The organism is Cellulophaga fucicola (assembly GCF_900119145.1).
Taxonomy (GTDB): Bacteria; Bacteroidota; Bacteroidia; order Flavobacteriales; family Flavobacteriaceae; genus Cellulophaga; species Cellulophaga fucicola.
On sequence record NZ_FPIY01000003.1, the window covers coordinates 127,742 to 148,670 of the forward strand.

At 32.5% G+C, this 20,929-nt stretch carries 23 protein-coding genes; 12 read left to right on the plus strand and 11 right to left on the minus strand.

The features are described from left to right. Positions 1-9: 9 nt before the first annotated feature. The 5 genes from BT107_RS11275 (at position 10) to BT107_RS11295 (ending at position 3,804) form a co-directional block, all read left to right on the plus strand. Positions 10-366, plus strand: coding sequence for a DoxX family protein (locus BT107_RS11275; RefSeq protein WP_072303919.1), 357 nt, complete (start codon positions 10-12; stop codon positions 364-366). Positions 367-380: 14 nt separating this feature from the next. Then, entirely contained in the window at positions 381-1,052 is a 672-nt protein-coding gene (gene rsmI, locus BT107_RS11280) for a 16S rRNA (cytidine(1402)-2'-O)-methyltransferase (protein ID WP_072303920.1), read from the plus strand. A 28-nt stretch (positions 1,053-1,080) separates the two neighbouring features. Further along, a complete protein-coding gene (locus tag BT107_RS11285) occupies positions 1,081-2,835 on the plus strand; it encodes a M28 family metallopeptidase (protein WP_072303921.1) in 1,755 nt (584 codons plus the stop codon). 70 nt (positions 2,836-2,905) lie between these two features. After that, a complete protein-coding gene (locus BT107_RS11290; protein ID WP_072303922.1) occupies positions 2,906-3,250 on the plus strand; it encodes a HopJ type III effector protein in 345 nt (114 codons plus the stop codon). Positions 3,251-3,252: 2 nt separating this feature from the next. Next, complete coding sequence (locus BT107_RS11295; RefSeq protein WP_072303923.1) at positions 3,253-3,804, plus strand: hypothetical protein; 552 nt, start codon at positions 3,253-3,255, stop codon at positions 3,802-3,804. A 65-nt stretch (positions 3,805-3,869) separates the two neighbouring features. Here BT107_RS11295 and BT107_RS11300 read toward each other — a convergent pair whose 3' ends face one another. After that, a complete protein-coding gene (locus tag BT107_RS11300; protein WP_072303924.1) occupies positions 3,870-4,472 on the minus strand; it encodes a carboxymuconolactone decarboxylase family protein in 603 nt (200 codons plus the stop codon). A 54-nt stretch (positions 4,473-4,526) separates the two neighbouring features. On the opposite strand from BT107_RS11300, the gene BT107_RS11305 reads away from it, so the two are divergent. Both BT107_RS11305 and recJ read left to right on the plus strand, forming a co-directional pair. Beyond that, positions 4,527-4,955 carry an OsmC family protein gene (locus BT107_RS11305; protein WP_072303925.1) on the plus strand — a complete coding sequence of 143 codons (429 nt, stop codon included), beginning with the start codon at positions 4,527-4,529 and terminating at the stop codon, positions 4,953-4,955. A gap of 107 nt (positions 4,956-5,062) precedes the next feature. Next, positions 5,063-6,751, plus strand: a complete 1,689-nt coding sequence (gene recJ, locus BT107_RS11310) for a single-stranded-DNA-specific exonuclease RecJ (RefSeq protein ID WP_072303926.1) — start codon at positions 5,063-5,065, stop codon at positions 6,749-6,751. Between the two features lie 100 nt (positions 6,752-6,851). Here the strand turns inward: recJ and BT107_RS11315 are convergent, their stop codons facing one another. Both BT107_RS11315 and BT107_RS11320 read right to left on the minus strand, forming a co-directional pair. Then, positions 6,852-7,937, minus strand: a complete 1,086-nt coding sequence (locus BT107_RS11315; protein ID WP_072303927.1) for an HmuY family protein — start codon at positions 7,935-7,937, stop codon at positions 6,852-6,854. Between the two features lie 10 nt (positions 7,938-7,947). Continuing rightward, complete coding sequence (locus BT107_RS11320) at positions 7,948-10,080, minus strand: TonB-dependent receptor plug domain-containing protein (protein WP_072303928.1); 2,133 nt, start codon at positions 10,078-10,080, stop codon at positions 7,948-7,950. A gap of 102 nt (positions 10,081-10,182) precedes the next feature. Here BT107_RS11320 and BT107_RS11325 point away from each other — a divergent pair, with 102 nt between their 5' ends. The 5 genes from BT107_RS11325 to BT107_RS11345 all read left to right on the plus strand — a co-directional run bounded on the left by BT107_RS11325 (position 10,183) and on the right by BT107_RS11345 (position 14,531). Further along, positions 10,183-11,106: a DUF6607 family protein gene (locus BT107_RS11325; RefSeq protein ID WP_072303929.1), complete on the plus strand. Its 924-nt coding sequence runs from the start codon at positions 10,183-10,185 to the stop codon at positions 11,104-11,106. Between the two features lie 61 nt (positions 11,107-11,167). Then, on the plus strand, positions 11,168-11,614 hold the full coding sequence (locus BT107_RS11330) for an FMN-binding protein (RefSeq protein WP_170854731.1): 447 nt from the start codon (positions 11,168-11,170) through the stop codon (positions 11,612-11,614). 10 nt (positions 11,615-11,624) lie between these two features. Next, positions 11,625-11,981 carry a hypothetical protein gene (locus BT107_RS11335; protein WP_072303931.1) on the plus strand — a complete coding sequence of 119 codons (357 nt, stop codon included), beginning with the start codon at positions 11,625-11,627 and terminating at the stop codon, positions 11,979-11,981. 53 nt (positions 11,982-12,034) lie between these two features. Next, entirely contained in the window at positions 12,035-13,294 is a 1,260-nt protein-coding gene (locus tag BT107_RS11340; RefSeq protein ID WP_072303932.1) for an MFS transporter, read from the plus strand. Between the two features lie 115 nt (positions 13,295-13,409). Then, positions 13,410-14,531 carry an OmpA family protein gene (locus tag BT107_RS11345; RefSeq protein WP_072303933.1) on the plus strand — a complete coding sequence of 374 codons (1,122 nt, stop codon included), beginning with the start codon at positions 13,410-13,412 and terminating at the stop codon, positions 14,529-14,531. A gap of 2 nt (positions 14,532-14,533) precedes the next feature. Here the strand turns inward: BT107_RS11345 and BT107_RS11350 are convergent, their stop codons facing one another. The 8 genes from BT107_RS11350 to BT107_RS11385 all read right to left on the minus strand — a co-directional run bounded on the left by BT107_RS11350 (position 14,534) and on the right by BT107_RS11385 (position 20,929). Next, positions 14,534-15,301 carry a UDP-2,3-diacylglucosamine diphosphatase gene (locus BT107_RS11350; RefSeq protein ID WP_072303934.1) on the minus strand — a complete coding sequence of 256 codons (768 nt, stop codon included), beginning with the start codon at positions 15,299-15,301 and terminating at the stop codon, positions 14,534-14,536. 33 nt (positions 15,302-15,334) lie between these two features. Continuing rightward, positions 15,335-15,784 carry a 6-pyruvoyl trahydropterin synthase family protein gene (locus BT107_RS11355; RefSeq protein WP_072303935.1) on the minus strand — a complete coding sequence of 150 codons (450 nt, stop codon included), beginning with the start codon at positions 15,782-15,784 and terminating at the stop codon, positions 15,335-15,337. 151 nt (positions 15,785-15,935) lie between these two features. Further along, positions 15,936-16,586 (minus strand): DUF2490 domain-containing protein, encoded by a 651-nt coding sequence (locus BT107_RS11360; protein WP_072304246.1) that lies wholly within the window; start codon positions 16,584-16,586, stop codon positions 15,936-15,938. Between the two features lie 19 nt (positions 16,587-16,605). Further along, positions 16,606-17,235, minus strand: coding sequence for a carbonic anhydrase family protein (locus BT107_RS11365; RefSeq protein ID WP_072303936.1), 630 nt, complete (start codon positions 17,233-17,235; stop codon positions 16,606-16,608). Between the two features lie 27 nt (positions 17,236-17,262). After that, positions 17,263-18,036: a universal stress protein gene (locus BT107_RS11370; RefSeq protein WP_072303937.1), complete on the minus strand. Its 774-nt coding sequence runs from the start codon at positions 18,034-18,036 to the stop codon at positions 17,263-17,265. Positions 18,037-18,041: 5 nt separating this feature from the next. Further along, positions 18,042-19,634, minus strand: a complete 1,593-nt coding sequence (locus BT107_RS11375; protein ID WP_072303938.1) for a SulP family inorganic anion transporter — start codon at positions 19,632-19,634, stop codon at positions 18,042-18,044. A gap of 100 nt (positions 19,635-19,734) precedes the next feature. Next, positions 19,735-19,947, minus strand: coding sequence for a hypothetical protein (locus BT107_RS11380; RefSeq protein ID WP_084639221.1), 213 nt, complete (start codon positions 19,945-19,947; stop codon positions 19,735-19,737). 499 nt (positions 19,948-20,446) lie between these two features. Beyond that, positions 20,447-20,929, minus strand: coding sequence for a DUF4199 domain-containing protein (locus BT107_RS11385; protein ID WP_072303939.1), 483 nt, complete (start codon positions 20,927-20,929; stop codon positions 20,447-20,449).

Here is a 20,929-nt window from a genome sequence, read left to right on the forward strand (position 1 = left end):
AACTTTCTAATGAACATAACCAAAATACTTTATTGGGCTGGCACAATTGTACTTACAGCAATTATGTGCTTTTCTATCTATAATTACTTTTTTAACTACTCGGCAATTTCTGGGTATTTTACGCATTTAGGCTACCCAACTTATTTGGTTTATCCATTAGCAATTGCTAAAATTTTAGGACTAGTAGCCATTTGGGGTAATTTTTCTAAAACACTAAAAGAGTGGGCTTACTTTGGATTTTTCTTAAATACCACAATGGCTTTTGCTGCACATTACATTACAGATAATGGCGGTTACCTTTTTGCTGTTATAGCTTTTATTGGCGTTGCAGTATCTTACTATTTTAGTAAAAACCAAAGACCTTAACTATACTTTTTAGAATGGGAAAACTATACTTGGTACCAACACCAATAGGAAACTTAGAAGACATTACTTTTAGGGCGATTAAAGTTTTAAAAGAGGTAGATTTAATTTTAGCTGAAGATACACGTACCAGCGGAAAATTATTACACCATTACGAGATAAGCACGCAAATGCACAGTCACCACATGCACAACGAGCATAAAACGGTAGACGGCATTGTTAAGCGCATACAAGCGGGTGAAAATATAGCTCTAATTTCAGATGCTGGAACACCAGCTATATCAGATCCTGGATTTTTACTTACACGTGCTTGTGTAGAAAACAACATAGAGGTAGATTGCCTACCTGGAGCAACAGCTTTTGTACCTGCATTGGTAAATAGTGGACTGCCAAATGATAAATTTGTTTTTGAAGGTTTTTTACCTGTTAAAAAAGGAAGACAAACACGTTTAACTTTGCTTGCCGAAGAAACTAGAACTATTATTTTTTATGAGTCGCCACACAAACTTATAAAAACCTTAGGGCATTTTGTAGCGTATTTTGGTGCAGACAGAGCTATTTCAGTTTCTAGAGAACTTACCAAAATGTTTGAAGAAACAATACGTGGCACAGCACAAGAGGTTTTAGAGCATTACACAGCTAAACCTCCAAAAGGCGAAATAGTAATTATTGTTGGTGGCAAAAAGTAGTATTTTCATTTTCTAAATTAGTTGTTCTATGTATAAAAAAATTGCATCAGTATTAATTCTAGTTGCTTTAGTCTCTTGTAAAACAAAATCAATTACTACCACTGTAATACCAACACAGAATACAGAAGAGAATAATTTAGGAGATACAGATTACACACAAATAATTACTAAAGAATTTACAGGAGATTTAGCATACAGCACTACTGCCTTTGTAGAAAAATATTGGCGTGTTGTTGGTAACACTGGTTTTAACAAAAGTATACATTACGTTGCTGCAGAGTTAGAAAAAGCAGGTTATGTGCTTCAAGAAAAGGCCACTGAAAACACTATTTTAACTTACAGAATTGAAAAAAGACCTTTAAAGCAACCAACTTGGGAATCTGTAGATGCTAGCTTAACTATAAAAGGAGATAATTTGCCTTTATTGCAAAATAGCACCAATAGTAATATGATTGCTTTAAACTCTTACAGTACACCAGAAAATGGTGTAACAGCAGAGGTAATTTATATTGATGATATTTCCAAATTAAAAGATACTGACGTAAAAGGTAAAATTGTTTTTGTGGAAACTAGTCCGGCTAGAGTTTTTAATACTGCTATTGTAAAAGGTGGCGCAGCAGGAATATTATCTTACAACAACCCAAGCTATTTACAACCAGAAAAAAATACAACATCTATACAGTTTAGGTCTATACCTCTAAATGAAGAAGCTAAAGGTTGGGCAATAGCATTGTCTTATGCTGCCAAAGAAAAACTAAAAAAGAGATTACAGAAAGAAAAAGTAATTGTTACCGCAAACATTAAAACTAACATTTACCCATCTACAGAACTAACATTGGTTGCAGACATAAAAGGAGCTGTTAACCCTGAACAAAGATTAGTTTATAGTGCACACGTACAAGAACCTGGCGCTAATGATAATGCCACAGGAGTTGGCGTGGCTTTAGAAATGGCAACCATAACAGCTAAACTTATTAAAGAGGGTAAATTAAACCCAAAAAGAACATTGACATTTTTATGGGGAGATGAAATTGTTTCTACAAGAAGGTATGTACAAGAAGACAAAATAAGAGCTAAAAACATAAAATGGGGAATTAGTCTAGATATGGTTGGCGAAAATACCGCTATTACTGGTGGTTCTTTTTTAATTGAAAAAATGCCCGATCCTAGCGCAATTTGGACAAGAGGAAATGACAAGCATACAGAATGGGGTGGTAGTGTTTTATCTTTAGAGCAAATGAAACCACACTACTTAAACGATTTTGTGCTAAAAATATTTAAAGAACAAGGTAAACGTGCCAACTGGGAAGTAAACACAAACCCTTACGAAGGTGGCAGTGACCATACCCCATTTTTAGCTGCAGATATTCCTGGAGTATTATTTTGGCATTTTACAGATCAATTTTACCATACAGATAATGATAGGTTAGACAAGGTTTCTAAAAACACTCTTAAGAATGTTGGTACTGCAGCTCTAACTAGCGCTTATAAACTTTTAAACGCTGATGAAGAGACAGCCAAAATTATTATTTTAGATATTGAAAAAGCAGCAATTTCTCGTTTACAAGAAGAATTAAAACAAGGAAAAATAGCACTAGCAAATGGCGATAAATTAGAAACTCAAATTGAAATTATAAACGCATGGCAAAATTGGTATGCTAAGGCTGTTAGTTCCACTTTAGATATGGTTATCAATGCATCAACCATAAATGCTACTATTTCTAAAGCCCAAGCAACAATAAAGCAAACTGCCGAACAGTGCATTGCTGAGTTAAAAAAGTAAGAGCTTACTATCTTATTTTTTCACTGTAAAACGGGATAAACACATTAAAAAACAATTATACTTTTACCAAATGACTTTAGATCAATTTAAAGAAAAACTACAAAATAATCCAACCGCTATTGCTTTTACAGATACAATGCAGATTATAGAAGATAATTACACCTTTACACCAACTGCTTTTAAAAATGGTAGTTTAGATAATAAAGAAGGTGAAAACTCTGGCTCTTGTAAATTGTTTGCTTTTGCTTTAAAACAAGAGTTCTCTAAAGAAGAAACTTTGGCTTGTTTTGGAGATTACTACAGAAAAGATGTGTTACAAGACCCAGAAGGAAACGGACATTTAAACATTAGAAACTTTATGCTAACTGGCTTTAATGGTTTAGTTTTTAGCGCTGAAGCTTTAATAAAAAAATAAAGATGAAAATCTATTTTAAAACAATAACCTATACCATCTTACTTGCTTTTAGTGTAACTGTATTAAGTTGCAAAAGCAGCACAGAAGAAACTACAACCGAAAAAAGTTCGGTTTTGCCAAACGGTATGCGTTTAACTATTTTAAAAAAGAACAAAGACATAACATCTATTGGTATATTAACAGGCTCTAATTACGGTACAACGCACACTTATACTTACAACGTTTTACTACATGAACCAGATATTAACTGGAGTTATGGCAGTGGAGAACCTAAAAACTTTTTGTTTTGTAAAGACACAACGTACATACATTATGCAAATAAAAATAGCTACCCTACAAAAGTTAAAGATTCTATAACAAACACCACAACTACTGAGTACCATTACAAAGTAGAAAACGTGTATCAGAAATACATAGATAACAGGTATTTTTTCAATCTTTTTGGAGACGATTTCTGGTTAGATATTACTCCTGAACGTTACAACCAAATTAAAAATTCTTGTAATGAATACGCCATTCCTAATGATGGCGAACTTGTTGTTGTAAACGAATAATACATCAATCTTAAAAAATAAAACCCCGCCAAAAGACAGGGCTGTATATATTATAATTATTGTTTTTAGTAAGCGCTTCCGTTGTGTTTGCCTTCTTCCCAACCATGCTTACCTAAATATTGATTACCACTTTCTACAGCGCCTTCTTCAATAGAAGTTCCCATAGAGTCGTTCCATCTATTTAAATATCCAAATAAAGAAATAACACCTAACATTTCTACAATTTCACCTTCATTCCAGTATTTGTATAAGTTTTCTTTAATTTCTGCATTTACGGCATTTGGCACTTGAGATGCCGCTAAAGAAAAGTCTAATGCTGCACGTTCTGCATCAGAAAAAGCAGCGTGTGTTCTATATTCCCAAATATTATCTAACTGCTCTTGTTCTGCTCCGTAACGCTCTGCTGCTCTAATTGCGTGTGCCTGGCAATATCTACAACCAGTAGCATTACTACTAACCCAAGCAATCATACGTTTTAAAGCAGATGTTACATTACCCTCATTAGCCATTACAGCTTTGTTTAAATTTATAAATGCTTTTGATATTGCTGGTCTGTGTTGCATTGTTAAAACAGAATTAGGACAAAAGCCTAAGGTCTCATTAAAAAATTCTGCTAATTCTTTTGTCTCAGAATCGTGATTTGCGTCTAACGGTTTTACTAAAGCCATAGTTATTTTTATATTTAGTTGTATTTTTGAATCTACAAGAAACGAAAAAAAATTATGAGTACAACAAATCATATTACAACCAAATGGTTGGGCAACATGGCTTTTGAAAGCAATAACCCATCTGGAAACAACTTAACTATAGATATTGCCAAGGAAGATGGTGGTGACGGACAAGGTTACAGACCTAAAGCGCTTATGCTTTCTGGCCTAGCTGGTTGCTCTGGTTTAGATGTAGCTTCTTTAATGAAAAAAATGAAGTTAGAGGTTGATGAGTTTACCATTGAAACTATTGCAAACTTAACAGACGAACACCCAAAATATTACGATGCTGTTACTATAGAATACCATTTTCACGGTAGCAACTTGGATGAAAAAAAATTACAACGTGCGGTAGATTTATCAGTTGAAAAATATTGCGGTGTTATGGAAATGTTTAGACGCTTTGCAACATTAGATATTAAAACTATTTTTCATCACGCTTAATTAGCTATTGAGAACTAAAGGTTCTAGAAATAAGTTCTTGCTTATACTTTTTATCTTGACTCTTTGAACTTGAACTTTTCTTAACTCTTAAATACAAAAAACACCACATGCGCTGGACCATAAAACCTAAACCTGATGCTGCAAAAGTAGCCGAACTACAAAATGCATTACAGGTTGATGAAATTGTGGCTAAACTTTTAATACAGCGCGGCATAGATACTTTTGAAGAAGCTAAAAAATTCTTTAGACCTCAGTTATCCGATTTACACGACCCATTTTTATTAAAAGACATGGACCTAGCTATTGCACGTATAGAGCAAGCTATTGCTAATGAAGAAAATATAATGGTTTTTGGCGATTATGATGTAGATGGTACAACTTCAGTAGCCTTAGTATCTTCTTATTTACAAAGTTACTATCCAAATGTTACTACTTATATTCCAGATAGATATAAAGAAGGTTATGGTGTGTCTTATGCAGGTATTGACTATGCAGATGATAACGACATTAGTCTAATTATAGCATTAGATTGTGGTGTAAAAGCGGTTGATAAAGTAGCTTATGCAAAAGAAAAAGGTGTAGATTTTATTATTTGTGACCACCACAGACCTGGTGCTACACTACCAAATGCTGTTGCTGTTTTAGATGCCAAAAGGGCAGACTGTAATTACCCTTATGATGAGCTTTGTGGTTGTGGTGTTGGCTTTAAACTGATACAAGCTTTGGGCTCTAGAAGAGAACAAACTATAGAAGATTTAGTACCTTATCTAGATTTAGTTGCTACTGCAATTGGTGCAGATATTGTCCCTATTACAGGAGAAAACAGAGTACTTGCTTATTTTGGCTTACAGGTTATAAATAGTTACCCTAGAGCAGGTTTTAAAGCTATTATAAATCAAATTAAAAAAGACGTACTTACTATTACAGACGTTGTTTTTGTAATTGCACCTCGCATAAATGCTGCGGGGCGTATGGTTCACGGTTTGCACGCCGTAAATTTACTAACAGAAACCAACATAGAACAAGCCGAAGAATTTGCTGCTGCTATAGAACAATACAATTCTGATAGGCGAGAACTAGACCAGGAAATTACCAAAGAAGCTTTAATACAAATTACAGACAATAAAGAAGAAGAGCGTTTTACCTCTGTAGTTTATAATGAAAACTGGCACAAAGGTGTTATTGGCATTGTTGCATCTAGACTTACCGAAACGTATTACAGACCTACTTTGGTTTTTACTAAAAGTGGAGAAAAACTAGCTGCATCTGCACGTTCTGTTAAAGATTTTGATGTTTACAATGCCCTGGAAGCTTGCGCAGAACATATAGAACAGTTTGGCGGACATAAATATGCTGCAGGCTTAACATTAGCTGAATCTCAGTACACCGGTTTTAAAAATCAGTTTGAAAAAGTGGTTGCAGAAACCATAGACCCCAATTTATTAGTGCCTGAAATTGGCATAGACGCAACACTTAATTTTAACGAAATAAGTCCAAAGCTTATGCGTATTATTAAGCAAATGGAACCTTTTGGACCAGGAAATATGTCACCTATTTTTATGACCGAAAATTTACAAGACACAGGTTATGCAAAAGGTGTTGGCCAAGAAGAGGCGCATTTAAAACTAGCTGCAGTACAAAACGGTTCTAGCCCTATAGGTGCTATTGGTTTTAACTTAGGAGATAAATTATCTTTAGTGCAAAACAAAAAGCCATTTAGCGCTGTGTTTTCTTTAGATGAAAACGAATGGAAAGGCAACGTAACTTTACAATTGAAGCTTAGAGATATTAGATAAAAAAAGCCCAAACACTAATGCCTGGGCTCTCAAAAAAAACTAACTCAAAACTTAACTTTGACATTGCCCCTTTTTTAAGGGTAAATAATTATTATGGTTTTTACTGTAATAAAGAATACACAAACTCTGGATTTCCACGTTCGCCATCTGCATTTGTAAGTGCTAAAAACTTAATTTTGTATAAGTTTCCATCGGTATCAGACATCACATAAAAAACATTGTCTTTTAAAGATGGTAAAGCACCAGGACCTCCACCATTTCTCCAACTGCTCCCTACACCTCTTTGGTCATTAATAAATTTAGAAGCATCAACATTTGCTAACGTAAAATTGTCATAATTTAAATCGGTTTCAACTTCTGTATCTATCATATATACTTGAGAATTAGCTTTTGTATTGTTAACCACAAAATCTGAATATCCATAAGAGCCATACCCTTCTATTTCATTAGTAAAAACAGTAAAATTTAAATCCCAATTCTCCTTTTTAGGTTCAACATTAACTTCTGTCTCTGTATCAAAACTAAAAAATGTAAAATTATAGTCGCCACTTTTAGAAATGGTTACTTCTTTATGTGTTGTATCATCTAAATCTGCATATTGTAAAACATAATCATCACCATTTCTTAGAATTCTAACTTTTTTCCAGCCTCTAGAATCTCCACTAACAGCAACACTTCCTGTACCAGGAACTTCTGTACCAACTTTAAAACCTAAATTCACTAGGTATACTGGGTTATTGGCATCTGTGCTAGAAATTTCATCTATAGCGGTTTCTAAAATGTTACCATCTGGAGCATCAACAAATTCAGAATTTGCAGGATTAAAAGTACCAATAGCTACCTGTGGTTGTAAATCTTTAATTTCTTGTGATGTTGAGTTTATAGCATCAATATCTGTTACAGAAAGTTTAGCTGTTGCCATATATATTGAACCATTAAGCACTACTCTAAAATTTTCGCCTGAGGAAAAACCTAAATCCCAAGTATCTCTTTGTACTACTGTAGATGTATTAGAACTTAAATCTACATATACTTGGTTAGGCTCGTTAGGGCCTCCAACATTTGGAGCTATAGAAGCACCTTCTATAACAATTTTAATAGCTTCGCCAGGCTCGTCATCTTTACTACAACTAGTAAAAGCTAAAACTGAAGCGCATAGTGTAATAGTTAAAAATTTGTTTAACATAATTGTAATTTTAAAATTTAAGGTTATATAATAATTTTAAGTAATAAGATCTTCCGTAGCCAAGCAAAATACCATTGCCAGCAGAAGAGTGAACACCACCATTTGCGGGGCTAATAACATCTACAGTGGTAACATCTAATAAGTTTCTGGCTCCTAGAGTAACCTGAAAAGAATTCTCTAAAATAGATTTTTTAAATGAGGCATCTAACCAATTATAAGCGCCAGTAGTTGTTTTAGAAAACGTAGGGTTTCCGGTAGTATCAGTTCCGGTAGCGCTATAGTTTTGTTGTTCTCCGGTGTGCTTTAAAAGTATAGTTACTGACGTTTTCCATTTTTCTATTTGGTATGTACTACTTGTATTTAATTGAAAAGAATAAAGAAATTTATCTTCTGAGTTTGCTTCATCATTGGCTACTTGAGAAATACCTTGTATTGTAGCACCCATATTAAACGTCCAATTGTCTGTTTTTAAACTGTTGTCTAATGTTACTCCCCACAATTTATACTCATTAACATTAATATATTGGTATTGTAATGGTGTTTGGTTTACAATAGCTAAATCAATTTTATCTTGCACATCTATGTAGGTAAATTTTAATGTGTTTAAAAGCGACGCATTTTTAATCCAGCTACGTTTTTTTAAATTTAAAAAAGATGTAAAACCGTTTTCTGGCTTCAAATTTTCATTACCTCTAACATCATGATTGCTATCTACAAAATAATAGTACAATTCTTCAAAATTTGGTGTACGGTAGGAGTTCCCTAGGTTTGCTCTTAACTCAAACCCATTTTTAATAAGGTAACGCGCACTTAAAGAGCCTAAAAGTTTAGAATTAAAAGTTGAATTGTATTCATATCGTAAACCAGGTCGTAAAAGAATTTTATCAGAAATATTTACTTCAGAAGAACTAAATAGTGCATAATTACTTTGAGACTGTTCTTTATCTTGTTCTGTAACATCACCAGAAGCTTGTGTATCAAAACCTTTTATAAAACGAGACTCGTAACCTAATTGAAAATTATAAAAATCACTTTTAACTAGGTTGTTAATACTTCCTTTAGAAAAAAATACACTACTAGATTGGTAAATCTCATCAGTTTCATTACTTCTTTCGTTTGTAATTATATAATTATTAAATTCATTTAAATGGCGTTTTTGATCTTGATAAGACACAGAAGCCTTGTAATTTGCACCAGAATTTAATCTTCCGCTTACACTTACATTATTTACAAATCTATTGGTTGTAAAAATTCTGTCTGTAGCAGATGGGTTACTTGTTTGTGATTGTGTATCTATATTAGCCCTAACAGCTGCATCATAGTAATTAACAACTTCATTTAAGTACTCAAACTTATAAAAAAGCTTAAAGTTATTTTTAGTATAATTTAATAATGCATTTGTGTTTATTTGTGTTTTAGGCAGCCAATCAAACCCTCTTAAGCCATCATTTTTATAGTAATCTTTACCTTGCCTACCATTATAAAAACCAGCAAACTCGTTTCTATTTACACCTACCCTAGCATACCAATTTTCGTTTATATTATGACCAATATTTAATCCCTGTATATGTTTGCCTTTGTTAAACCAAGCGTACTCATCACTAATTGTTTCTTCTTGTAAAATTGCTTGTACTTTCCATTCACTATCACTAGATTTTTTGGTGATAATATTAATAACTCCAGAAACAGCATTAGCTCCATACTCAACTCCCATTGCTCCCTCTACAATTTCAATACGCTCTACGTCATCTAAATTTATTTGGGTTAAATCTATATTATTACCTAGTCCACTATCACTAACAAGAGGAATATTGTCAACCAAAATATTGAAATATTGTGCATCTAAACCAAAAAAAGAAATTGTAGATTTTCCACTTTGTCCGTTTGGTACTATTGTTAAGTTTAAATTAAAGTTTAACAAATCTGCCAAATTATTGGCTGCCTGATTCTCTATTTGCTCTTTATTTATAACAATAACATTATGAACCGATTTTTTTATTGATTGCGGATTATACTGCCCAGTAATAACAACTTCTTCTAACTTATTCAATTTTATTGAATCTTTTTTTGACTCTTGAGAGAACACCAAAGCAGAGAAAAAAAGCAGAAAACAAATAGATAAATTTTGTTTATTTAGAATCATTCCTAATAATTTTCGACAAATATATGTGTTATTTTTAATCAATCTAAATAAATTTAATATTTTTGTCAGAACAAAACAGACATTACACACAAATACACAATTATGAAAAGAGTACTTTTTTTAGCCGCAGTAATAGTTGGCTTTAGTTTGCAAGGAGTTGCACAAGACAAAAAACAACAAGACAAAAAATCTATAAAAGATATGTGCGGTTGTTTTAAGGTGAATTTTAAATACACTGAGACTTTTGCTCCTGAAATAGATTATGAGAAACACTTAGATTATACATCTGGTGCTTTAGAATGGGCAGAGTTAATTGAAGATGAGAACAACAAACTGTCTATACAACACTTATTAGTTATTAAAGATACTATGGTAATTAAGCATTGGAGACAAGATTGGTTGTACGAAAACAATCGTGTTTTTCATTACGATAAAGACAACAAATGGGTGTTTACAGAATTGCCTAAAGATGTTGTAAAAGGGCAATGGACACAGTTAGTTTACCAAGTAGATGATAGCCCAAGATACTCTGGTTCTGCAACTTGGATACACGCAGATGGTAAAAATTATTGGGAAAACAAATCTGATTCTCCATTACCAAGAAGAGAATACTCTAAAAGAAGCGATTACAATGTAATGTCTAGAGGTAACCGACAAGAAATAACTAATTATGGTTGGTTACACGAGCAAGACAATGATAAAATTATTAGAGAAACAGGTAAGGAAGATGTGCTTTTAGCTCAAGAAAAAGGGTACAACACTTATGTTAGAGTACCAGATGAGCAATGTAAGGCTGCAAAAGATTGGTGGCAAAACAATAACAAATTCTGGACAAAGGTAAGATCTGCCTGGGATAAAGTTTACACTAAAAATAGTGAAATAGAACTTGCTAAAGCTATAGACAAAAAGCCCTTGTTTATGCATTTTTATGAGTTAGAAAAGAAAAATGCTAACGAAAAAGAGATCCTTGCTTTAATACAAAAATTTGCATCAACTAAAACAACAGAAAATGCATCTGGAAAATAAAAAACCACTCCTACTTTTAGCTGTAATAACATTTTTGCTACTGGCTTTTAAAGCCCCCCAATTGCCAGAAAAATTGCAAAAAAAGGTAGACGCTGCTATAGCGTTTGCATATGGTACAGAATCTTTTAGTTTAAGCGGAATCTCTAGTGACGAGGTTCCGCCTAAAGATTATGTTTTTAAAATTAAAACAGATAAAGATCTACTTGGATACGCCTATGTTGGGCAAGCAAATAGTATGAAAAGAGTATTTGATTATGTTGTGTTTGTAAACAAAGACTTTAGTGTTAAAAAAGCTAAAGTCTTAATCTACAGAGAAGATCACGGCAGACAAATAGGAGCCCAACGTTGGCTAAAACAATTTATTGGCTTATCTGCAACCAAAAAGCCTGTGTATGGCGAAAATGTAGATGCCATCTCTGGAGCAACTATTTCTGCAAAAAGTATGACAATTGCAGTAAAAGATGTACTAGAAACTATAGAGACTTTAAATAACAAAAAACTTCTTTAACCTTTAAGCTATGAAAGACATAAACGCTATATATTATAATGAATTTGGGATTGCCTTTCATTGGAAAAAAGAAACAAAAAAATACCGTAGTAAAATACAAGTTGTTTTTAGAGACACTGGATTTTTATTCACAAAAAATGAATTAATTAGGTTTGCAGAGCATATAAAAAATACGATGAACTCTAACTCTGTTTGTAGTTGTTGTACACAGAAAGATTCTTGTAGAGCTATGCTTTTAGAAACACCTGTGCCACAAGTTAGCTTGGCTGTTAGCGCAAAAGAGTTAACAGCCATAAACGACTTAATAGAAGGCACAATTTTTCAGTTAAACGTAGATAATTTTTTAAGTGACATCTGTAACAATTAATACAGCTTACTTTCTGTTTTTTATAATACTTTTGTTGTATCAAACAAACTAAAATGGATCCGTACGCAGCATTACGTTATAAAGAGTTTAATACTTTTTTACTAGTTAGGTTTGCTATGGTATTTGCCTGGTCTATGCAATTTATTGTTATAGAATGGCAAGTATACTCCTTAACTAAGAATCCGCTTTCTTTAGGTATTATTGGTCTTATGGAAGTTATCCCCGCAGTGTCTATGGCACTATTTGCAGGGCATATTGTTGATCAAAAAGAAAAAAGAAACCTTTTAATTAAATGCATTTTAGGTTTTTCTGTAATTAGTTTTGGCTTGTTTGTTATTAGTATGCCAAGTGTTATAGCACAAACTACTACTGAAACAATTTTATACTCAACTTACTTTCTAGTATTTCTAGGTGGTATTGTTAGAGCTTTTTTGGGTCCTACTATATTCTCCTTAATTGCATTAATTGTTCCTAAAAAAATATACCCAAATGCCGCAACTTGGAGTAGTACTACTTGGCAAATGGCATCTGTACTAGGGCCTGCTTTAGCTGGTTTTTCTATAAGCTGGATTGGCGTTCACTGGTCTATGTGTGTAATTTTTGGCTTTTCGTTATTTGCTTTAATTACTTTATTACAGATTTCTAAAAAACCTATTCTAAACCCTAAAATTGGCGAACCCGTATTTAAAAGTTTAAAAGAAGGTTTAAATTTTGTTTTTAAAACAAAGGCCATACTTGGAGCACTTACATTAGATATGATTGCAGTACTCTTTGGTGGCGCAGTTGCATTACTCCCTATATTTGCACAAGATATTTTACACGTAGGCTCACAAGGTTTTGGTATTTTAAGAGCAGCACCAGCAGTTGGAGCAGCAATTATGATGCTGAGCTCTACTCATTTTCCGCTACATAAATATGCAGGCAAAAAATTATTGCTTGCTGTATTTGCCTTTGGTATTTGTATTATTATTTTTGGATTGTCTACCTCTTTTTGGATCTCTGTAGCTGCCTTATTTTTTAGTGGTGCTGTAGATGGCGTTTCTATGATTATTAGACAAACTATTTTACAACTTAAAACACCAGACCATATGCGTGGTAGGGTAGCCTCTGTAAACTCTATGTTTGTTGGCTCGTCTAACGAACTTGGTGCTTTTGAAAGTGGAGCAACCGCAAAATTAATGGGCGCTGTAACGGCCGTGGTTTTTGGCGGAACTATGACTCTTATTACTGTTGGTGCTACTGCAATACTAAATCCTAGGTTTAGAAAATTAGACCTAACAAAGGATATAGAGGAACACGAAAAAGAAGCGTAAATATTCTGCTCTTTAAACAAAATAAAACTACATATGTTTACGTTTGATATAGGATCTAAACTGACAATTTATTCACTAAAATTAGTAAAGAGGCAGTTATCAACCTATATAATAGATGAAACCATTATTTTCTGTATGTTTATTATTACTTGCTATTACGCATAGTAACTCGCAAAATTTAGTAAAAAATTCTAGTTTTGAAGACTATAAAATTTGCCCCGAAGATATTGGTAAATTTAAGGACAACGTAACTAACTGGTCTATTTTACAGGGCACAACAGATTATCTAAATTCTTGCAGCAGAACTGTTGGTTTTTTAAACCATAACGGAAAACAAATTGCCCGAAGTGGTTTTGCTTACGCAGGTATTTTTACCTATTCTAACAAAGATTACAGAGAATATATACAAGGAACTTTAGAAGAACCGCTTGAAAAAGATAAAAAATACATTGTTACCTTTTACGTTAGTTTAGCAGACTATGCAACCCTAGCCATTGAAGATTTTAGCATTTTATTTACCAATAAACCTGTTGCCGGTTCAGCTGTACAGAGCAGTAATAAAACCTTAGTTACTCGTAAAACATTATCTAAAATTAATGATTTAATTTACGATCACTACCAACAAATAGACCCTATTTTATACAAAAGCAAACAAATTTGGATGCAGGTATACATTCCTTTTACAGCTAAAGGGTATGAAACTCATTTTACCATTGGCAACTTTGCCAGCAACACTAGAACCCAAACGTTAAAGGTTTCTGATAGTAATGAAAAAGACTTTTCTTACTACTACATAGATGATGTTAGTGTTGAAGTAAAAGACAGAGAATTACCGCCTTTGTATGAAGAAACGGTACCACAAATTACAGATGCCACACCAAAAATAGAACGCAATAAAATATATACGTTTAAAAATGTTTTATTTGAGTTTAATAAGGCCGATTTACTATCTGCTTCTGAAGAAGAAATAAATGTGCTAGCCACTATTTTACGTAACAACAAGAAGCTTTTTATAGAGATTTATGGTCACACAGATGCTGTTGGATCCCAAGAACGTAACTTAGAACTATCTAATGAACGTGCAAAGTCTGTAGCTACTTATTTAATTGAAAAAGGAATTGATAAAGACCGAGTTAAATGGTTAGGCTACGGCAGCAGTAAACCTATTGCAGATAATGCTACAGAAGAAGGCCGTACACAAAACAGAAGGGTAGAATTTAAAGTACTAGAGAACTAGTGTTATTGCTCTAGTTTTTCTAAACTAAGTTCTTGGCCATTAAAAACACCATAGGTATAATAGCCAATCCAATCCCCAAGATTTATATAGGTCGATTCTCCGTTTAGGTCTATGGTCATTGGTAAATGACGGTGACCAAAAACAAAATAATCGTAATGTTTGGTTTCTAATTTACGCTTGGCATATTGTACCAACCACTCCTTATCTTCACCTAAAAACTTTACATCATCATCTCCTGATATTGCTTTGTTTTTTACTGAAAAATATTGTGCTAATGACACTCCAATATCTGGATGTAACCACCTGTAAAACCACTTAGAAACAGGGTTTGTAAATACTTTTTTCATTCTTTTATACCCTTTATCGTGTGGTCCTAAACCATCTCCGTGGCCAATAAAAAAAGAAGTATCGTTAAATAAAAACTCTTGTGGTGTATGGTATACTGGTATGTTTAATTCTTCCTCAAAATAACCATCCATCCAAAGATCATGATTACCCACAAAATAATACACTGGTATGCCAGCATCTGTAAGCTCTGCTAATTTACCTAGGGTCCTTGTAAAGCCTTTAGGAACCACAGTTTTATACTCGAACCAAAAATCGAATAAATCTCCTAACAAAAAAATTGCCGCTGCATCTTCTTTAATTTCGTCTAACCAAGCAACAAACTTTTTTTCTCTAGGTTTGCTTTCTGCCATAGTTGGCGCACCCAAATGGTTGTCGCTTGCAAAGTATACTTTTTTGCCTTTTGGAACTGTGATTTTTTTCATTGCCAGTAAAGATAGGTAAACAGATAATTTTAATTAGTTGTCTAATGCATACCATTCTGCAAAAGAAGAATCTGTTTCTTGTAGTCTTAACGAGTGTAGATTAATATTTTCTGGAAGTCTAGCTTTAATTTTAGCAGCAAAATCTATAACCATATTCTCACTAGTTGGCTGATAATCTGCTAATATTACACTGTGTCCTCTTTGTGTTAACTCGTGTGCTAACTCTACGTGTGGTGTGTTTTTATTAAAAACAGTAGCATGGTCGTAGACATCTACTATTTCTTCTTTAACAATTTTTTTAAGATCGCTAAAATCTATAACCATACCCAACTTAACATTGGTAGTATCTGTAATAGGAGAACCAATTACGGTAACAGATAATTTATAGCTATGTCCGTGTACATTTCTACATTTACCATCATAACCATATAGTGCGTGACCGGTTTCAAAACTAAACTGCTTTGTTATTCTAATATTACTCATACCTTAATTGTTTGCATTGCAAAGGTATTATTTTAAGGCAGATGTTTTATTTAACAATAGATAAAATCTCTATCATACAGGTAAAAAAGACTAAAACGATGTCTTTTGTTATAGACAGTTTACCTTATAATAGAGATCTTGCCCTTTACTCTTAGAAGTTTACGTAAGTAACTATGTTAAATTGATCACGACTAGTTGTCTCAAAAAACTGGTTCATATACCCAGCCTCTATTCTTATATTTTTATTTATATGGTAACCAAGACCTCCATACAACCTATTTCTATCAAATATTGAGGTTTCTGTGTTTAAGAAAATCTCGTTATAGGCAGAAATGTAATAACTCTTTTTAGCTGCATCTTTAGCATATAAAGGAACATTTAGTCCCAAGAAATAACGAAATCTCATTTTAAAATCGCTCTCTACAAAACGCTGCTCAAATCTATATCTATGATTTAAAGAAACACTCCCTATACTTTGTTTAGATGTAAATTGCTGGTAAATTCTGTGTTCATTTACAGACTCTTTATCATCTGTTTCTCCTATGTAGTTTTTAGATAAAATATAGCCATAACCAAGCAGTACATTATTTTTCCCTTCATTAAAAGTATACCCCAAACCTGTTCTTAACAACAACTGCTCTAAGTCACCAATAGCATCATAATTTCTGTATTGTACTTCGTTATGAATATTCCATTTTTGATCTATTTTCTTGTTCCCAATATAAATTAACCAATTTCCAAAATCGCTATCCTGACTTCTGACTAAATTAGGTAGCATTAACCCTAAGATTAATGCTACCATTAGTATTTTCTTATAATTGTTATTCATAAAAATTAACAGCTCCAGAATTAATATCATACATAGCACCTACGATTTTAATTTCTCCTTTGCTTTGCATTTCTGCTAAAACTTCGCTCTCTGCTACAATTCTGTCTATAGTAAGCTGTACGTTTTTAGCCGCAACATTATCTACAAACTCTAAGTTCTTAGAGTTACGTAAATCTTCTTCTTTTGGCTCTGTTACTGCATTTACAGCAGGCTTAATTTTACTTAACATTGCCGTTAGGTTTCCTAATTCTGCATTGTCACAAGCTCCTTTTATAGCACCGCAGCTAGTATGCCCTAGAACTACAATTAACTTAGTGCCAGCTAGTTTACAACCAAACTCCATACTGCCTAAGATATCTTCATTTACAAAGTTACCAGCAATACGTACACTAAAAATATCCCCCAAACCTTGGTCAAAAACCAATTCTGATGATACTCTAGAGTCTATACAACTTAAAATAGTTGCAAAAGGAAACTGACCATCACTAGTGTCATTTACTTGCTCTAATAAATTTCTGTTTGCTTTTAAGTTATTCTGAAACCTTTGGTTTCCTTCTTTTAAAAATCTCAATGATTTTTCTGGAGTCATTGTAGATTGCGTCTCTTTAGTATGTGCTTTCATATATTATATTTTTTATGTTATGTATTATTAGGCGTTTGCGTACAATAGTAATGACACGCTTGTTTTATCTATTACATTACGTATACCACTTGTAGCTCTATTTACACACAGCAGGTTAATATTACTTTTTACTAAATACTTAGATATATTACTTATTGCATTATCTCCTTGTTCAAAAACAAATTCAATAGCATTCTTAGAGTTTACTGACTCTTTCAGCTTACTTCCTTTTTCTACAACAGAAAAAGATGTTAACGGCTGCTGACTATGCTTTATTAAATCTTCTGTAAATTTAAAATTTAAAGACTCTTTGTTTTCACTTAAAACACCTAAAGACAAAGAATTTATAGGTTTTACAGTTCCGTCATTTGCCGCTATCATAATTACACCTTTGTATTTTTTTAAAACAAAATCTGTAATATGATCACCTATAACATTAATCATTTTAGGCTTTCTTTTTCCTAAAACAATTATGTCTGGCTGTTGCTCTTCAATCTGTTTTGCTATTTCACTTTTAACGTTTCCAAAAGAAAAACTATGCTTAATTTTTACATCTGTAGCCTTAGAAATTGGCTTAATAATTTTACTAATTATACTGTCTGTACTATTGTACTGCTCGTTAATAGAACGCATAGCAGACAGTTGATTGTCCCTAAGAACTACATCTGAAGGTTTTTTTACGTAAAAAAAAGACACTTCACCACCTATCATTTTTGCAAGATTAACAGTACTTTTTAATGTAGAAACTGTTGTCTTTTTTAAATCTGATAGCACTAAAATTTTATATTTATTTTTTTTCATAGATCCTAACTTAAACTAATGTTAGATTTAGGTCTTAACTTGAAAAATTCTATAAAACTTTCTGGGTTCTCTACTATTCCTCTTTTTGAAATTAATTTGATATCTATATTTCGTTCTTTCGCCTTAAAAGCAAAATCTTCTAAAATTTCAATAATATCATAATCTAGATATCTTGTTTTAGTAACATCAAATTCAAAATAAGTATCTCTAGGTAAACTATCTAACTCTTTTAAAATAGCTCCTTTGTTAAAAAAGGTAACTTCTTCTGCAAGTGTCATTTTTATTTTATGCTTTCCGTTACTGTTGTCTTCAATATGAAGAAAATGCGAGTTCTGGTAACTTTTTAAAAGTATAACAACAACTCCAACAGCTAATCCTAAAGCAATGCCAATTAATAAATCTGTAAAAACAATACCTACCACAGTAACAAAAAATGGTATAGATTGTTTCCAACCTAACTTGTACATCTTAAAAAACAATGCCGGCTTTGCTAGTTTGTAACCTACAATTAATAAAATTGCTGCCAATACAGATAACGGAATCATATTTAATAACGTTGGAATAAGAACAACAGAAATTAATAGTAGAAAACCGTGTAAAATTGCAGCCATTTTTGTTTTTCCGTTAGATTGTATGTTTGCAGAACTACGAACAATAACCTGAGTAATTGGCAAACCACCTATTAAACCAGAAATAATATTACCTGTACCTTGAGCTAGTAATTCTCTGTTAGTTGGTGTTACACTTTTTTCTGGATCTAGTTTATCTGTAGCCTCTACACATAACAAGGTTTCTAAACTTGCAACTAATGCAATAGTAAATGCTATAATCCAAACTTCAGGATTTGTAATAGCAGAAAAATTAGGAAAACTAAATTGACCTATAAAAGAATCGAAACTATCTGGCACAGGAACACTTACTAAATGAGCCGTAGAAACACCAAAAACATCGCTAGTTTTAGTTAATGCATAAAAAATAATACCTACAGCAACAGCTACTAAAGGACCTTGAATAACTTCAAAAATCTTTCCTTTTTTCACTAAAACATTGCTCCATAATAATAAAATTGCCAAACTTATAAGTCCTACTACTGTTGGACCAACAGCTATATTATCAAAAATACTAAAAATAGCAGAAAAAGTATTTTCACCTGAAGCTTCTATAAAACTATCTGCCCCTTCTGGCTCAGAATCGTAACCAAAAAAGTGTGGAATTTGTTTTAAAATAATAATAATACCAATACCTGTTAGCATCCCTTTAATTACAGATGATGGAAAATAATAACCAATAATACCTGCTTTTAAAATACCAAAAACCAATTGTATTACACCTCCTAAAACAACTGCAACTAAAAAGTTTTCATAACCACCTAAAGTCCCAATTGCAGTTAAAACAATTGCAGCTAAACCAGCAGCTGGTCCACTTACTCCAACTCTAGATCCACTTAAAGCACCTACAACTACACCACCTATAATACCTGCAATTACACCTGCAAATAAGGGTGCGCCACTTGCTAATGCAATACCTAAACATAATGGTAATGCAACAAAGAATACGACAATACTCGCTGGTAAGTCGTTTTTTAAATTTTTAAACATATTAAATAGAATATTAGCCTCTTTGACTTATTTTTTTGTCTAGAGGAGTTAATAAATTAATAGTAACTACACGTAAATGCATAGTCACAAAAAAGTCTAATTATAATATGTAAAAATCGGGAGGTGGTGAAACAAGGTTTATAAGAGGTCTTGGGTATTTTTTAGAAGAATACTCTTGCTTGTTTTTCTTTTCTACAAAAGAAATATCTATATCTGAAAAATTATCTGCTGTCAAAAACTTTTTTGCACTATGACCTTCTTCCTCTTCAGAGATTGAATAAAAAACAGAAATATCTATAGAATCATTAACCATCTTGATAATCGTTGGCGCAGATAAAAACGCAACGAAAAGCACAGTAAAAAATATGGAAATAATTTTTTTAGACATTACATTTAAAATTCGGAAAGTTGCAAAGATAACAATCTACACATTTAATAATATAGTAATAGTATATTAAAAAATTGTTAAGTTTTTAACAATTTTAAGCATCTTTCTGATTACCAATTAATTACGCAAAGAACCCAGATATAAGTTATACTCATCGTAATTTAATCCTACTAAAAACAATACAGGTTAAATACAATAGATTAATTTATGATATTTTGATGCGTTATTATAATTCTTCTTTTAGGCTAAACTTTTAAATCTAGTACCCAAGAAAAATAGATAACCACACAAATATATAACTATATAGAACTAGCTACTTTCTCTTATATTTTTTACTGTTTTTAACTCGGTTAAAAACATAAACTGCTACTACAAATAATGCTAATAATGGAAAAACTAAATCCCCTCCCATAGTTTAAAAATTTTATTGTTTTTTATTTTTTAAGGCAAACGAAACTATTGCTGCCGTTACTACTCCCATAGATAACGCAGTAAATATGCCCTGTCGTATATAATTGTTTAAATTAAAAAACTCAAGTGCCTTATCTTCTTTCATTCTACCTGCCTCTACAATGTATGCTACAATATTAGAAAAATACTCTGGAGAAATATAAACCTGCGTTATATATTGCGTAGCCGGACTTAACAAAGCTACAACTGCACTTAATACAATACCGCTAATAAATCCTTGTTTCCAAGTCATTTCTCCCTTAAGATCGTTCTTTTTTTTATCTAACAAGGCCAACACAAATACAACTATAGCTACTAAAGCAAAAAGATTTGTATACATTAATTGTTTACCAATAAGCTCTGAGTGCCAACCCATTTGCTTTTCAAACAAAGCCCATAAAAGCGCACAACCAGAAAAGATAAAACCCCATTTTATCTCAGTTTTAAACTTATTCAT

What these genes read in the sequence shown, in the direction of transcription:
- BT107_RS11275 (WP_072303919.1), top strand. Translation starts at nt 10, where the DNA reads ATGAACATAACCAAAATACTTTATTGGGCTGGCACAATTGTACTTACA.
- rsmI (WP_072303920.1), top strand. Translation starts at nt 381, where the DNA reads ATGGGAAAACTATACTTGGTACCAACACCAATAGGAAACTTAGAAGAC.
- BT107_RS11285 (WP_072303921.1), top strand. Translation starts at nt 1,081, where the DNA reads ATGTATAAAAAAATTGCATCAGTATTAATTCTAGTTGCTTTAGTCTCT.
- BT107_RS11290 (WP_072303922.1), top strand. Translation starts at nt 2,906, where the DNA reads ATGACTTTAGATCAATTTAAAGAAAAACTACAAAATAATCCAACCGCT.
- BT107_RS11295 (WP_072303923.1), top strand. Translation starts at nt 3,253, where the DNA reads ATGAAAATCTATTTTAAAACAATAACCTATACCATCTTACTTGCTTTT.
- BT107_RS11300 (WP_072303924.1), bottom strand. Translation starts at nt 4,472, where the DNA reads ATGGCTTTAGTAAAACCGTTAGACGCAAATCACGATTCTGAGACAAAA.
- BT107_RS11305 (WP_072303925.1), top strand. Translation starts at nt 4,527, where the DNA reads ATGAGTACAACAAATCATATTACAACCAAATGGTTGGGCAACATGGCT.
- recJ (WP_072303926.1), top strand. Translation starts at nt 5,063, where the DNA reads ATGCGCTGGACCATAAAACCTAAACCTGATGCTGCAAAAGTAGCCGAA.
- BT107_RS11315 (WP_072303927.1), bottom strand. Translation starts at nt 7,937, where the DNA reads ATGTTAAACAAATTTTTAACTATTACACTATGCGCTTCAGTTTTAGCT.
- BT107_RS11320 (WP_072303928.1), bottom strand. Translation starts at nt 10,080, where the DNA reads ATGATTCTAAATAAACAAAATTTATCTATTTGTTTTCTGCTTTTTTTC.
- BT107_RS11325 (WP_072303929.1), top strand. Translation starts at nt 10,183, where the DNA reads ATGAAAAGAGTACTTTTTTTAGCCGCAGTAATAGTTGGCTTTAGTTTG.
- BT107_RS11335 (WP_072303931.1), top strand. Translation starts at nt 11,625, where the DNA reads ATGAAAGACATAAACGCTATATATTATAATGAATTTGGGATTGCCTTT.
- BT107_RS11340 (WP_072303932.1), top strand. Translation starts at nt 12,035, where the DNA reads ATGGATCCGTACGCAGCATTACGTTATAAAGAGTTTAATACTTTTTTA.
- BT107_RS11345 (WP_072303933.1), top strand. Translation starts at nt 13,410, where the DNA reads ATGAAACCATTATTTTCTGTATGTTTATTATTACTTGCTATTACGCAT.
- BT107_RS11350 (WP_072303934.1), bottom strand. Translation starts at nt 15,301, where the DNA reads ATGAAAAAAATCACAGTTCCAAAAGGCAAAAAAGTATACTTTGCAAGC.
- BT107_RS11355 (WP_072303935.1), bottom strand. Translation starts at nt 15,784, where the DNA reads ATGAGTAATATTAGAATAACAAAGCAGTTTAGTTTTGAAACCGGTCAC.
- BT107_RS11360 (WP_072304246.1), bottom strand. Translation starts at nt 16,586, where the DNA reads ATGGTAGCATTAATCTTAGGGTTAATGCTACCTAATTTAGTCAGAAGT.
- BT107_RS11365 (WP_072303936.1), bottom strand. Translation starts at nt 17,235, where the DNA reads ATGAAAGCACATACTAAAGAGACGCAATCTACAATGACTCCAGAAAAA.
- BT107_RS11370 (WP_072303937.1), bottom strand. Translation starts at nt 18,036, where the DNA reads ATGAAAAAAAATAAATATAAAATTTTAGTGCTATCAGATTTAAAAAAG.
- BT107_RS11375 (WP_072303938.1), bottom strand. Translation starts at nt 19,634, where the DNA reads ATGTTTAAAAATTTAAAAAACGACTTACCAGCGAGTATTGTCGTATTC.
- BT107_RS11380 (WP_084639221.1), bottom strand. Translation starts at nt 19,947, where the DNA reads ATGGTTAATGATTCTATAGATATTTCTGTTTTTTATTCAATCTCTGAA.
- BT107_RS11385 (WP_072303939.1), bottom strand. Translation starts at nt 20,929, where the DNA reads ATGAATAAGTTTAAAACTGAGATAAAATGGGGTTTTATCTTTTCTGGT.